At 62.8% G+C, this 13,739-nt stretch carries 12 protein-coding genes; 7 read left to right on the top strand and 5 right to left on the bottom strand.

The window, feature by feature from the left end:
• Positions 1-121 precede the first annotated feature (121 nt).
• Both ilvD and ACSV9I_RS21585 read left to right on the top strand, forming a co-directional pair.
• Complete coding sequence (gene ilvD, locus ACSV9I_RS21590; RefSeq protein ID WP_438330795.1) at positions 122-1,957, top strand: dihydroxy-acid dehydratase; 1,836 nt, start codon at positions 122-124, stop codon at positions 1,955-1,957.
• A 137-nt stretch (positions 1,958-2,094) separates the two neighbouring features.
• Complete coding sequence (locus tag ACSV9I_RS21585) at positions 2,095-2,523, top strand: VOC family protein (protein ID WP_438330794.1); 429 nt, start codon at positions 2,095-2,097, stop codon at positions 2,521-2,523.
• Positions 2,524-2,544: 21 nt separating this feature from the next.
• On the opposite strand, the gene ACSV9I_RS21580 is transcribed toward ACSV9I_RS21585, so the two are convergent.
• From ACSV9I_RS21580 to ACSV9I_RS21570, 3 genes are all read right to left on the bottom strand, one after another.
• Positions 2,545-3,330 (bottom strand): carbon-nitrogen hydrolase family protein, encoded by a 786-nt coding sequence (locus ACSV9I_RS21580; RefSeq protein WP_438330793.1) that lies wholly within the window; start codon positions 3,328-3,330, stop codon positions 2,545-2,547.
• A 126-nt stretch (positions 3,331-3,456) separates the two neighbouring features.
• Positions 3,457-4,221 carry a class II aldolase/adducin family protein gene (locus tag ACSV9I_RS21575; protein ID WP_438330792.1) on the bottom strand — a complete coding sequence of 255 codons (765 nt, stop codon included), beginning with the start codon at positions 4,219-4,221 and terminating at the stop codon, positions 3,457-3,459.
• On the bottom strand, positions 4,218-5,348 hold the full coding sequence (locus tag ACSV9I_RS21570) for a TauD/TfdA family dioxygenase (protein ID WP_438330809.1): 1,131 nt from the start codon (positions 5,346-5,348) through the stop codon (positions 4,218-4,220). Before ACSV9I_RS21570 ends, ACSV9I_RS21575 begins: the two co-directional genes overlap by 4 nt.
• A 123-nt stretch (positions 5,349-5,471) precedes the next feature.
• Between ACSV9I_RS21570 and ACSV9I_RS21565 the strand changes: the two genes are divergently transcribed.
• Entirely contained in the window at positions 5,472-6,467 is a 996-nt protein-coding gene (locus ACSV9I_RS21565) for a LysR substrate-binding domain-containing protein (RefSeq protein WP_438330791.1), read from the top strand.
• A gap of 75 nt (positions 6,468-6,542) precedes the next feature.
• Here ACSV9I_RS21565 and ACSV9I_RS21560 read toward each other — a convergent pair whose 3' ends face one another.
• On the bottom strand, positions 6,543-6,911 hold the full coding sequence (locus ACSV9I_RS21560) for a lysozyme inhibitor LprI family protein (RefSeq protein WP_438330790.1): 369 nt from the start codon (positions 6,909-6,911) through the stop codon (positions 6,543-6,545).
• A gap of 157 nt (positions 6,912-7,068) precedes the next feature.
• On the opposite strand from ACSV9I_RS21560, the gene ACSV9I_RS21555 reads away from it, so the two are divergent.
• The 4 genes from ACSV9I_RS21555 (at position 7,069) to ACSV9I_RS21540 (ending at position 12,559) form a co-directional block, all read left to right on the top strand.
• Complete coding sequence (locus ACSV9I_RS21555; protein WP_438330789.1) at positions 7,069-8,127, top strand: serine hydrolase domain-containing protein; 1,059 nt, start codon at positions 7,069-7,071, stop codon at positions 8,125-8,127.
• Positions 8,128-8,281: 154 nt separating this feature from the next.
• Positions 8,282-9,640, top strand: a complete 1,359-nt coding sequence (locus ACSV9I_RS21550; RefSeq protein WP_438330808.1) for a DegQ family serine endoprotease — start codon at positions 8,282-8,284, stop codon at positions 9,638-9,640.
• Positions 9,637-10,950, top strand: a complete 1,314-nt coding sequence (locus tag ACSV9I_RS21545) for a replication-associated recombination protein A (RefSeq protein WP_054158133.1) — start codon at positions 9,637-9,639, stop codon at positions 10,948-10,950. The genes ACSV9I_RS21550 and ACSV9I_RS21545 overlap by 4 nt, the downstream gene beginning before the upstream one ends.
• Before the next feature lie 94 nt (positions 10,951-11,044).
• A complete protein-coding gene (locus ACSV9I_RS21540) occupies positions 11,045-12,559 on the top strand; it encodes a diguanylate cyclase domain-containing protein (protein WP_438330788.1) in 1,515 nt (504 codons plus the stop codon).
• Positions 12,560-12,648: 89 nt separating this feature from the next.
• Here the strand turns inward: ACSV9I_RS21540 and ACSV9I_RS21535 are convergent, their stop codons facing one another.
• Positions 12,649-12,960, bottom strand: a complete 312-nt coding sequence (locus ACSV9I_RS21535; RefSeq protein ID WP_054158135.1) for a DUF1883 domain-containing protein — start codon at positions 12,958-12,960, stop codon at positions 12,649-12,651.
• Positions 12,961-13,739: the final 779 nt, after the last annotated feature.

The raw sequence follows: 13,739 nt of genomic DNA, 5'->3' as shown, positions 1-13,739 counted from the left end.
TTCGCTCGCCCCTGCTAGTGACAGGGCTCTGCGCATGGCTTAGATCCATGTTAAAAAGGTCACGCGCGAAGGCGCTTTTGGCGCGTTTCAAGCGGACCGCAATCTGCCCGAGGTGACACCCATGCCAGCTTATCGTTCGAGAACATCCACCCACGGCCGTAACATGGCCGGCGCCCGCGGCCTGTGGCGCGCAACCGGCATGACCGATGGTGATTTCGGCAAGCCGATCATCGCCGTGGTCAATTCCTTCACCCAGTTCGTGCCCGGTCACGTGCACCTGAAGGATCTCGGTCAGCTCGTTGCCCGCGAAATCGAAGCTGCCGGCGGTGTGGCCAAGGAATTCAACACGATCGCCGTCGATGACGGCATCGCCATGGGGCATGACGGCATGCTCTATTCGCTGCCGTCGCGTGAAATCATCGCCGACTCGGTCGAATACATGGTCAACGCGCACTGCGCTGATGCCATGGTCTGCATCTCCAACTGCGACAAGATCACCCCCGGCATGCTGATGGCCTCGTTGCGCCTCAACATCCCGACCGTCTTCGTCTCCGGTGGTCCGATGGAAGCCGGCAAGGTCGTGCTGAAGGGCCGTACCGTCGCGCTCGATCTGGTCGATGCCATGGTTGCCGCCGCAGACGAGAAGATGTCCGACGAGGACGTGTCCGCAATCGAAAAGGCAGCCTGTCCGACCTGCGGTTCATGCTCCGGCATGTTTACCGCAAACTCGATGAACTGCCTGACCGAAGCGCTGGGTTTGTCGCTGCCCGGCAATGGCTCGACGCTCGCCACCCATTCCGACCGCAAGCGCCTCTTCGTCGAGGCCGGTCACCTGATCGTCGATATCACCCGCCGCTACTATGAGCAGAACGACGAGAGCGTCCTGCCGCGCAATGTTGCCTCGAAGGAAGCCTTCGAAAATGCGATGGCGCTGGACATCGCCATGGGCGGCTCGACCAATACGGTTCTGCATATCCTCGCTGCCGCCCATGAAGGCGAAATCGATTTCACCATGGACGATATCGATCGCCTGTCGCGCAAGGTGCCCTGCCTCTCCAAGGTCGCGCCGGCGAAAAGCGACGTGCACATGGAAGATGTGCACCGCGCCGGCGGCATCATGCGCATCCTCGGTGAACTTGATCGCGGCGGCCTGATCAATCGTGATTGCCCGACGGTCCATGCCGAAACACTGGGCCACGCCATCGATCGCTGGGATATCACCCGCACGAACTCGGAAACCGTGCGCGACTTCTTCAAGGCCGCGCCCGGCGGTGTTCGCACGACCCAGGCCTTCTCGCAGTCCTCGCGCTGGGATGATCTCGACACCGATGGCGAAACCGGCGTCATCCGCTCGGTCGAACATCCGTTCTCCAAGGATGGCGGTCTGGCCGTTCTCAAGGGCAATATCGCGCTCGACGGTTGCATCGTGAAGACCGCAGGCGTCGATGAATCCATCCTGAAGTTCACTGGTCCCGCCAAGGTCTATGAAAGCCAGGACGCTGCAGTAAAGGCGGTGTTGTCGAACGAAGTTGTCGCGGGCGACGTCGTCGTCATCCGCTACGAAGGCCCGAAGGGCGGCCCCGGCATGCAGGAAATGCTCTATCCGACGAGCTATCTGAAGTCGAAGGGCCTCGGCAAGGCCTGCGCACTGATCACCGACGGCCGCTTCTCCGGCGGCACATCAGGCCTCTCCATCGGCCATGTCTCCCCGGAAGCAGCGCAGGGTGGCACGATCGGACTGGTGCGCGATGGCGACACCATCGCGATCGACATTCCGAACCGCACGATCAGCCTGGTGGTCGATCCCGCCGAACTGGAACGCCGCCGCGCCGAGCAGGACGCCGCCGGCTGGAAGCCCGCTCAGCCGCGCAAGCGCAATGTTACCACGGCGCTCAAGGCCTATGCCGCCTTCGCGACATCTGCCGACAAGGGCGCCGTGCGCCAGCTGCCGGAATAAGACGAAACCAAACACCGGGAGGCGGTTGCCCGCCTCCTGTCTCTCTCTGCCTTTGAGGCAGTTGTGACCGCAAGAATGGCGGTCAACCGGCTCAAACGGTCGCCTCAGCCTGAATGTCCCGCACATCTGGAGCCGTCATGACCGTGCCCTTCAGCCTCGTCGGCATCGACCACGTCGTCTTCATCGTCGATGACATGGAAAAGGCGATCCGCTTCTATCACGATGTTCTCGGCTGCCGCCCCGGCTACACCTATCCCGCACTCGGCATGGAACAGGTCTGGTGCGGCGCAGCCCTGATCGTGCTCTGGGACATCACCCATCCGGGTGGCCTGAAGGCTGCCCCGCCCGTCGCCGGCGGCCGCAATGTCGACCATGTCTGCATCGCAACCGGCCCCTTTGACCACGACGAACTGCGGGCGCATCTCGCAAGCCATAACGTTGCGATCAACCGCGAAGCCCTGCACGGCGGCGCCCGTGGCATCGGCCATTCCTTCTACGTGAAGGACCCCTTCGGCAACACGATCGAGATCAAGGGTCCGGCCGAATATCCGGATGGGCGTGGCTGATCCGCGCATCCGGAGGTGCGTTCAGCGCTTCCGCCGGAACCACTCCTGCGTCTGAGTCGCACGCACCCTTGCAAGATCGAACTCGGCGAACACCAGACCGGCCTCTGGCGTCCCCATGGCGACGATTTTGCCCAATTCGTCCACAGCCACAGAATGCCCGTCATCCTTGGGTGCGGGATAATTGGCCACCGCCATGCAGGTCACGCTTTGGAAGGCCGTGGCACGGATCCCCGCCAGACGCACATCCCCGATCTCGGGATCGTCGACCAGCGCGCAACTGTTGGGAACCAGAATGATCTCGGCGCCCGCGCGCATCAGGTCCGTGGCCACATCCGGAAACTCCCGGTCCATGCAGATCATCAGCCCCACTGTGACCGAGCCATGCGCGGTGGCGAGTTCGGCCACGTCGGACCGCTCCCCGGCTGCGCAGGCATCTTCGGGGTTGCCGAAGAAGCAGATGTGCCGCTTGCGCTGTTGCAGCACCGTCTGGCCCTGCCGGTCGATGAGAAGGGCGGTGTTGAACGGTTTTTCCTCACCCCGCTCCAACAGGGTCGCGACAGCAGCGATATGATTGCGCTGCGCCGCCTGGCGAAACCGTTCGACAAAGCCGCCGTCGACCGATTCAGCCGCATCGATCCAGGCCGCACGAGCGGACGGTGTCGGATCATACCGGCCATATCCATTCGAGAACATTTCCGGAAAGACGATGACGTCAGCACCTTCCGCCGCCGCCTGAGCGAAGAGCGCCCCGATATCCACACCGGGCAGCACCTGTGCCAGTGCCACCTTGATCCGTTCGGCCTTCATTGATGCTGCTCCTCCATCCGTTTTCGTGACCCGAAACAGATATGGGCGGCGTGGTGTTCGCGCAAGGCGTGTCGACCATCCGTCACGAAAGCAAACGATAGGGAGGCATGCACCGCCGTCTGGATCTCAATCCCGGTAACTCGAATCTTCCTTGTCCAGGCACGACTTCAAATAAGCAAAATGCTTCTCCGCCATGCCGCGATAGGGAATCCAGCCATCCGACGTGCCTTGCGCGATCTCGTCCGACAACACCGCCAGCGGCTTGCCGGTCGAAAGCGCCAGCACCATCGTCTGCGCCGCCTTCTCGAAGAAATAGAGATCTTCAAAAGCATCGGCCACCGTTTCACCGGCAACCGAGACGCCGTGATTGCCCATGACCAGCACCGCCTTGCCGCGGATCATCTCCGCCAGCCGCTCGCCTTCCTCGGCTGCGTCCGCAATTCCGCCGAAGTCGAGGTCATAGCCAATCCGCCCGAAGAAGCGCGCCGTGTTGTTGTCGAGAGGCAGAAGCGTCGGGTCCTTGAGGCAGGAGAGCGCCACCGCATAAGGCGAGTGGCAGTGCAGGATGACGCGCGCCTCCGGCAGCATCCGGTGCAGCGTGCCATGCACGGTCCAGGCCGACGGATCCGGCGCATTCGGCCGGTCCATCACGTCAGGATCGTCGGCATCGAGCAGCAAAAGATCGCTCGCCTTGATCGTGGCAAAATGCTGCCAGCGCGGATTGAGCAGGAATTTCCGCCCATTGGCGGAAACCGCCGCACTGAAATGGTTGCCGACCGACTCGCTCCAACCGAAGCGATGGCAAAGCCTGAAGGCCGCCGCCAGATCCTGACGCAGCGTGGTCAGTGCTGCATCATCGAGCATGTCGTTTCCGGAAGCCGCGATATTCATGCCTTGAACCGTCCTTCCGTCGTCAGCGCGCGGTAGGTCGAGCGCATCTCCTCACGATCGGCATAGCAGCCGCGCAGATAGCGGTCGCCGCTGGTCGCCGAATAGGCCATGCGCCCATGCACGATGCGGTGGTTGTCGAACACCATGCATTCGCCCGCCTTCATCAGGAAGCGCATCATGAACTTGTCGTCCTGCAGCATTTTGCCGAAGCGGCAGAAGGCGGGGTAGTAATCGTCGAGCACGGTCTGCGGCAGGTCGAAGAGATCCGCCATATGCTGGCTGATCGTCAGCCCGGAGACCTCGCCATGTTTGTCGAGTTCGATGACCCGCTGCCGCGAGCGCATGTCATAGGTGTCATGCTCGCAGAAGAAGGGAATGTCGATTTCCGACAGCAGCCTGAACCCCTCCGGATCGATCTCCCGGAAGGCATTGGCGACAGCCACGCCGTCCGAATAGATGCTCATGCCGCCCTCGACGGTATTGGCCCGGCAATGCAGGAACTGGATGCCCGGTGCATGCTCCTCCGCGGGCGTGTCGGTATGCAGTTCCAAGGCCTTCGCCGTATAGGCAGTGTTCGTCGGGTTGATATGCGTCTTCACGTCGAAATATTCGCCGAAGAAGGTCGGCCGCACATGGCCCATCAGCTTCACGGTCTCGGTCAGGCCTTCGTTGCTGTCGGGCATGTCGGTCACGATGGTCAGCCCTTCGACGATCATCGCTTCCAGCCATTTTGCCACCATCTTCGGGTCGCGCATCAGCTCCGGCTGCGAGAAGCGCGGAATGTCGGGATAGTGGTCGCTGAACCAGGCCTTGCGCGGCAGGTCGGCGGGATCGGGCCGATGTTTGCCCTCGGTGTAGAGTGCAAGCAGCGACAGCGGAAAGCGCGACACATGGTTTTCGCCCGCCCAGCGGATGACAAGCGTCCCGTCCTCGATTTCGGCGCTGGCGGCGCGCGGGGCCGAAGACAGATGAAAGATGTCGAAGCTACGCTCCCGCGTCGCACTGTCGAAGGAGGAGGGGCAATTGTCGCGCAGCCAGTAGTAATTGAAATAGGCCTGTCCGCCCTCGGCAAGCGGCAGGTGCAGCCCTTTTTCGGCCAGGGTCACGGCGCCTGTAGCAACATGCATATTCACAGCGAATTTCCTTAAGCTGGGACGATGAATAAGCGGATCGGTTTTGACGATCATCATCCGACTTTGCAGGCGAGGCCAGAGCGATTATGCTTATGCTGAGTTAAGCTGGAGGTTAAGTTGAGCCGTCTGCCGCCCCTGCGTCTGCTGACCACATTCGAGGCCGTCGCCCGGCTGGGCTCGATGCGCGAGGCAGCCGCCGCCCTGAACGTCACCCAGCCTGCCGTGACGCAAGCGCTGAAGGCGCTGGAAGACCATGTCGGCGCCGTCCTGATCGACCGCACGACCCGGCCCGCCAGGCTCACCGAACCCGGCCAGCAACTCGCCCGCGCCACCCGAGATGGACTCGACCTGATCGCCGACACCATCGAGGAAATTCGCACCAGCACCGGCCTCGAGGACCAGCGACTGACGGTCGCCTGCACCATGGGGCTGGCCACTCACTGGCTGATGCCTCGCCTCAGCGACTTTTACGCCCGCCATCCCGGCTATGTCGTCAATGTCCAGGTCCCGCCCACCGACCTGCCGCAGATGTGGCCCGGCACCGATCTCGTGTTGCGTTACGGCCGCGGCACCTGGACGGATGGCACGACGCTCCGCCTCTTCGACGAGATCGTCTGCCCCGTCGGCCGCCCCGCTCTGGTCGAAAGCCTGCTGGCAAAAGGCGAGGGGCTCGACGCCGCGCCCCTCATTCATGTTCGCACCGTCGAGGCGCGCCACTGGGAAGGCTGGACCGACTATCTCGCTCGCCGCGACCTGCCCAAATCGCGCGGCCCCTCCCACATCTTCGACAACTACGTCCAGGCCGTCCAGGCAGCGCTGGACGGCCGCGGCCTGATGCTCGGCTGGCGCTCGATCACCGACACCCTCGTCGCCGACGGCAGCCTGAAGTCCTGGCCCGATGGAGCCTTGGACCTCGGTACCGCTTATTTTGCCACGGTCGCCCCAGCGGCGGCGAAACGACCGGCAGTCAGGGCTTTCGTCGCGTGGTTGGGGGAGGGGGCGGAGAGTTCTTCGGCCGAGCACGAGCAGCCGCAGCCCGCTTCTGTCGAAGCGTTCATAACGTTTTCGGAATGGGGAGGCGAGGCCGATACAGAGGCCTTCAAGGGGTTGTGAATTCGAGATCCTAAAATTTAGATAAATAGGAAAATAGGCGAATGCCTATATTTCTGATGAGAATCCAACCACCCGTCACTTCGGCCGCTGAACACCCTCATACACCGCAGCCAGCTGCGCCATCCGTGCCGTGTAGGCGGCGGTGAGGCAGGCGACGTCGCCCTTGCATTCGCCGCGCTTGGTCAGCCACTCGATCTGCTGATCCTGCAATTCGCCCCGCGCGCCCATGGCAAGCAGGCCGGACAGCAGGTCGAAGGTCGTGACCATCTTCACGTCCATGTCGTTCAGCGACAGTGTCTGACAGATGGCAGTCTCATCGGCAGCGAGATCGGCTTTCTGACAATCGAAGCTCGCGGCGTGGGCGGGAAGCGCGCCAGCCAGCACAGGGCCGACCAGTAGCGCGAAAATCAGGGCGCGTGTGGCGGCTGCATGGGTATCGGACATCGGGACCTCGCTTGTTGCACTCGCCAAGGCAACGTGCGCGCCCGCCGGATCGTTCCATGCCGCGCGTGCATGCCAGATCTTCGCTCGATCCTCACGATACGGTGACAATCCGCAAAAAATCCTGTCATTGGTCGCAGTACTCCCTACCTTCAGCAGCATGAACCGAAGAACCATCCTCGCCGCGATAGCCACCCTGCCAGTCGTCTCCGCCTCCCGCGCCCTTGCGCAACTTGCGCAATCGGCTCAGCCTGTGGCGCCGCCGAAGCCCGCCAATCTCGATGCGATCCGCCCGCGTATCGCGACGCGGCTCGAAGAAGCCCGCAGGCTGGAAACGCTGGAAACCGTCATCGTCACCCGCAACGGCGAGACGCTCGGCGAGCGCGCCTATGGCAACAATTCGCTCACCGGGTCCACCAACATCAAATCCGCCTCGAAATGCGTTGTCTCCGCACTGGTCGGCATCGCCATCGACAAAGGCCTGCTCGACGGCGTCGACCAGCGCATCGAAACCGTGCTGCGCTCGGAGTTTCCCGCCAATCCCGATCCGCGCCTGTCGCAGATCACCATCGGCCATCTGCTCTCGATGCAGTCCGGCCTCGACCGCATGTCCGGCCCGAATTACGGCCGATGGGTTGCGAGCCGCAACTGGACGCGTTTTGCGCTCGCCGCCGACTTCGTCGACGAGCCGGGCGGCGACATGCTCTATTCGACCGCGTCGACCCATCTCCTGTCCGTCATTCTCACCAAGGTCGGGGGCAAGCCGACGCTGGTTTTGGCGCGGGAGTGGCTCGGCCCGCTGGAGGGTTTTCGTATCGGTTCCTGGGATCGCGACCCGCAGGGCTACTATCTCGGCGGAAACCAGATGGCGATGACGCCGCGCTCGCTGCATGCCTTCGGCGAACTTTACCGGCGGGGCGGCGTGACCAAGGGCGGCACGCGGCTCATATCGGAGGCCTGGATCCGCGAAAGCTGGATCCGCCGCACCAATTCCGTCTTCAACGGCGATGGCTATGGCTATGCCTGGTTCCTGAAAGAGATGGCCGGCGAGCAGGTGAAATATGCCTGGGGCTATGGCGGCCAGATGCTCTACATCACCCCGGGCCTCGGTCTGACCGTCGCCATGACCTCCAACGAGGCGGCCCCTTCTGCCCGCACAGGCTACCGCGACGAACTGCATGGGCTGATGGCGCGCATCATCGAAACCGTCAGGGCTTGAGCCGGGCAAACGTTATCCCCATCTGCGATCAGTCGTCCTTGCTTCTGCCTATTTGCCGGAGCAGGAACCGGGTCTAGAACGTCCATATCGCATGAAGGATCTTTGCATGCCGCGCTTCGACCGTCTAACACCGATTGCCGTGATCGCCGCCTTGATGGTGCCGCTTTCTGCGCCCGTTCTTGCGCAGGATAAGGCCGTGCCGCAGAGCCAGCTCGAGATGCAGCTCTCCTTTGCCCCGCTCGTCAAGCAGGCGCGGGGTGCCGTGGTCAACGTCTATGCCGAACGCCTGGTCGAGCGCCGGACCAATCTCTTCGCCGGCGATCCCTTTCTTGAGCAGTTCTTCGGCCAGCGTATGCCGAACCGCACGGAAAAGCAGTCCTCGCTCGGCTCGGGCGTGATCGTTGAGGAAAACGGCATTGTCGTCACCAACAATCACGTCATCGACGGCGCTGACGATATCAAGGTCGCGCTTGCCGACGGACGCGAATTTCCGGTCAAGGTTCTGCTGAAGGACGACCGGCTCGATCTCGCCGTTCTGAAGTTCGAGACCGATGAAAAAATGCCGACGCTGCCGATCGGCAATTCCGATCAGACCGAGGTCGGCGATCTTGTTCTCGCCATCGGCAATCCCTTCGGTGTTGGCCAGACGGTCACGTCAGGCATCGTATCCGCACTTGCCCGCAACCAGGTAACGGAAGGCGATTTCGGCTTCTTCATCCAGACCGATGCCGCGATCAATCCCGGCAATTCGGGTGGTGCGCTGGTCGACATGAAGGGCCAACTGATCGGCATCAACACGGCGATCTTTTCCAAGGGCGGCGGCTCCAATGGCGTTGGCTTTGCCATTCCCGGCAATCTCGTCCGTGTCTTCCTCGATGCGGCCGACCGCGGTGAACAGAGCTTTGAGCGGCCCTATATCGGGGCCAGCTTCGAGCCCGTCACCTCGGATGTCGCGGAAGCGCTGGGCCTTAAAACCGTGCGTGGCGCGCTGGTGATGAATATCGCCGAAGATGGTCCTGCGGCGAAGGCCGGCCTGAAGGCAGGGCAGGTGGTCACTGCCGTGAACGGCATCCCGGTCGAGCATCCCGACGCGCTCGGCTACCGCCTGACCACGACGGGTCTTGGCAAAACCGCTCAGCTGACGGTGGAGGAAAGCGGCCGCGAAGAGGTGCTCGACCTGACGCTGGCCGCCGCTCCCGAAACCCGGCCCCGTGACATCCAGCTGGTCGAGGGGCGCAGCCCGTTCGCCGGCACGCGCATTGCCAATCTGTCGCCGCGCGTCGCCTATGAACTGCGCCTGCCCACCGAGGCGACCGGCGTTGTCATCACCGAAGTCGTGCGGGGCTCTCCCGCCGCCCGCCTCGGCTTTGCGCCGAAGGACATCCTTGTTTCGGTCAATGGCGTCAACATCAACGCGGTCGATGATGTGATGAAGCTTGCCGACAGCGATCCCGGCTTCTGGCGTGTCGAGATCGAACGCGATGGTCAGCGCATCCGGCAGATCTTCCGATGAGTGACCTCTTCGCGCCGCAGATGTCGAAAGAAATGGCCGAGCGTCGGCCACTCGCCGACCGCCTGCGGCCGAAAAATCTGTCTGAAGTCACCGGTCAGGAGCATCTGACCGGCGAGGACGGCGTGCTTGCCCGGATGATTGCGGCAGGCTCGCTGGGCTCGATGATCTTCTGGGGGCCGCCGGGCACGGGTAAGACCACGGTCGCCCGGCTTCTTTCGGGCGAGGCCGGCCTCGCCTTCGAGCAGATCTCGGCGATCTTTTCCGGCGTCGCCGACCTGAAGAAGGTTTTCGAAGCGGCCCGCCTTCGCCGCATGGACGGCCGCCAGACCCTGCTCTTCGTCGACGAGATCCACCGCTTCAACCGCGCTCAGCAGGACAGCTTTTTGCCCGTCATGGAGGACGGCACCGTCATCCTGGTGGGGGCGACGACCGAGAACCCGAGCTTCGAACTCAACGCCGCTCTTTTGTCGCGGGCGCGGGTACTCACCTTCAAGAGCCATGATGCCGAGAGCATCGAAACGCTGCTGAAGCGTGCCGAGGAAACCGAAGCCAAACCTTTGCCGCTGGATGCCGATGCGCGCGCAACCCTGATCCGCATGGCCGATGGCGATGGCCGTGCCTCGCTGACGCTCGCCGAAGAAGTCTGGCGCGCCGCCCGCGAAGGCGAAGTCTTCGACACCGAGGGCCTCGGCAAAATCGTCCAGCGCCGTGCACCCGTCTACGACAAGGGCCAGGACGGCCACTACAATCTGATCTCGGCGCTGCACAAGGCGGTGCGCGGCTCGGATCCCGACGCCGCCCTCTATTATCTTTGCCGCATGTTCGATGCCGGCGAGGACCCGCTTTATCTCGGCCGCCGACTCGTGCGCATGGCGGTCGAGGATATCGGCCTGGCCGATCCGCAGGCGCTGGTTGTCTGCAATGCGGCCAAGGATGCCTATGACTATCTCGGTTCGCCGGAGGGTGAATTGGCGCTCGCCCAGGCTTGCGTCTATCTCGCCACCGCACCGAAGTCGAACGGCGTCTACATGGCCTACAAGGCGGCGATGCGCGCGGCCAAGGAACACGGCTCGCTTCTGCCGCCCAAACACATCCTGAACGCCCCGACCAAGCTGATGAAGGCGGAAGGCTACAACGAGGGCTATCTCTACGATCACGACCAGCCGGATGCCTTCTCCGGCCAGAATTATTTTCCGGAAAAAATGGGTCGCCAGCAATTTTACGATCCGCCGGAGCGCGGTTTCGAGCGCGAGATCAAGAAGCGTCTCGACTGGTGGTCCAAGCTCAGGCGCGAGCGTGGCGGCGGCTAAATCTGCCACCAGTTCAGCTATCGCTTTTTCAGCTTAAGCTGCTTTTAAGCCGAATATCCTAGTCTCCCGGCGGAATTCACTGAGGGACTGCCGAATGCCGGAGCGGATGCGCACATGGGAAATGCCGAACGAAGCAGGGGAGCGGCCACGCTTCAGCCTGCCGTTTCTGGTCAGGGCCTTCGCGCTGGTGCTCATTGGCCTGTCGGCGCTGTCCCTGTTCTTTGTCGGCTCCATTGCCTCGCACAAGGCGGATGAACTCGCCTTCGACAAGCAGCTCGTGCTCGTCGACAATGCGATCCGCGACCGGCAGAGCCTGATGGCGCGCGATCAGCTCGGCCTTGCCCGCTGGGATCGGTCCGTCGAGCGCATCGTCCTGGATTTTCGCCAGTCCTACATCGAGGATGAGTTCGTCGAATCGCTTTGGCACGACTTTGGCCATGAGCGCAGCTTTCTTGTCGGCCCCGGCGGGCGCCTGTTGATGACCGCCTGGCGCGATGATGTGGACTTCGCCGAACGGGTGCTCAGCAAGGACGAGGGCCTGATGCAGCTGGTTGATCTGGCCATTGCCCGCCACAATACCAACCGTATCGCAATCACCGGCGGCTTCAGCCAGCGACCGGTTCAGGCCGCTCGTATCCATGAGATTGCGGCCTATGGTTTCGTCGAGATCGATGGCACCCCGATGATCGCGAGTGCCATGGCCATCGTCCCGGATGACGGTGCCGTTGCGCTGCCAGCGGGGGCCCCCGTGGTACTCGTCTCTGCCCATCCCGTTGACGCCGTGTTCATCAACGACCTGAACGCGCAGCTCGAGCTCCCGGGCATCGCGTTCCGGATCAACGAGGATGGCCTTCTGCAGATCTTCGATGTCGGCAACCGCATGCTGGGTAGCTTCATCTGGACCGTCGAGAAACCGGGGGCGGACATCTGGTCGGTGGTGGTGCCGGCAGTCGTGCTTCTATGCGGCCTGCTTTTGACCGCAAGCTTCGTGCTCGGCCGCTATATCAGCCGGTTGTCGATCCGGCTCGAGGAGAGCGAACGCCGCAACCGCGAGCTTGCCCATCGCGATACGCTGTCCGGTCTTGCCAATCGCCTGAGCTTTGATCGGGCGCTGAACGAGGCGGCGGATCGCCTGGCCCATGCCCCCTTTGCCGTGATTGCCGGCGATCTCGATCGCTTCAAGGCGGTCAACGATCAGCACGGCCATGCCGCAGGCGACGTCGTCATCCGGACAGTGGCGGAGCGCCTCCGCAGCGCTGTCGGAGCGTACGGTCTTGTCGGGCGTGTCGGCGGCGACGAATTCGTCATTCTGGTCGATGCGTTCCGCGATCGCCCGCGGCTGGCGCTGCTCGCCCAGACCATCCTCACCTCGGTGTCGCGACCGATCATGCTGCCATCCGGCACGCTCGTCGATGTTGGCATCAGCCTTGGCATTGCGGTCGCCCCGGAAAATGGCATCTCCGCCCATGCGATCATGGCGACCGCCGATCGCTCGCTCTACGCCTCCAAGCAGGGCGGCCGGGGTCGGGTGTTCTTCGCAGAGGATCTGGATACGGCAAACCTGCACGAAACCGATACGTCGAGTGCTGATGCCGCCAATGCGGCCTGACGTCACCTGAACGGCTGTCTTCCCGATCCTTGCCGCGCTGACGGCCGCCGGTTGCGATCGAACCGGCGCCGGCGGTGAAGGTCAGGTTATCAGGATACTTTCTGCCTCGGCTGAACAGCCGGGGCGGCGATCATCTTCACCTTGGATTCCGCAAGGCCGTGATGGCCTTCCATGTCGACGATCAAGTGCCAATGGCCGCTTTCCGGGATGACGATCTTCAGCGGCGATTTCTTTGCCACACCGCCCTGGAACTTGTAATCCAGCGTCTCCTTGAAGCGCTGAAAATTCGTGGGCGTCATCAGGCGCACATTGTTCACGGCAGACAGCGTCACCTCGATAATCGTACCGGCGCGCTGTTCCTTGAGATCGTAGTGGGTGAAGCGGAAAGTCGGTTTTGACATTCGGCCCTGGTCTCCATGCTGTCTATTATGAAAAACGAATATACACGAGGCCCGTTAAGGAAGCGTTGGCCGGAGGCGGTGGCAAGGGGCTAAACCGGGCAGGGAAGGCGGACTTTTTTGGGACGATCATGCCCCTTTTGCAACCGGGAGTGAAGAAGGGGTTCCGAGTGCCTCAGCATGAGAGGTAAGGGCTCTCGGGAGGAGTTGTCGGCTGCCGAGGCCGCGCATGGTCGCTGATCGACGTCGCGAGACCGCTGCCGCAACGCCCTCATGCCGGGGCGCACGCGGATGGCGCGGGCCTTGAGGCATCGCCCCGTAGCTTGTCGCATGGGTGGCCTCGTGGCCTCGCCCTTCGAGGCCGGGCAAGCCCGGCACCTCAGGATGAGGGGGAAGCGGTGGTGTTCAATCTGTCAAAAAACCAAGCTTCGCCGCCGGTCGGGGTCACTCCCTCCGGGGATGGCTTTGCTTGTCTCGGGTGAAACCCGAGGATCGGACGAGGCGCCAGAAGCAGCCTGTCTAAGTAAGTAATGTGGCTCCTTCCGGCGCCCCGTTCGGCGTCTATTCCCGCTTGCATGCGTCTCTCTGGCAAGGCGGCGACGGTCTTTGAGTTGCCTCAAAGATTGACCGGGCTAAGGGTCCGGCATCCGCATCACAACGAGCGTGACACGTCCGCCTGGCCGGTGGCCCGGGAGGTTCCCGCCGGATGGTGCACCATTCCGACCGGGACCCTCGCCCGGGGGATGCATTTGGATCATTGGCGATCCCCTCGCATCCCCGCC

It is taken from the genome of Rhizobium sp. G187, assembly GCF_051549525.1.
Lineage (GTDB): Bacteria > Pseudomonadota > Alphaproteobacteria > Rhizobiales > Rhizobiaceae > Allorhizobium.
The sequence above is the reverse complement of the archived record's forward strand: the minus strand, read 5'-3'. Positions and strand labels throughout refer to the sequence as shown.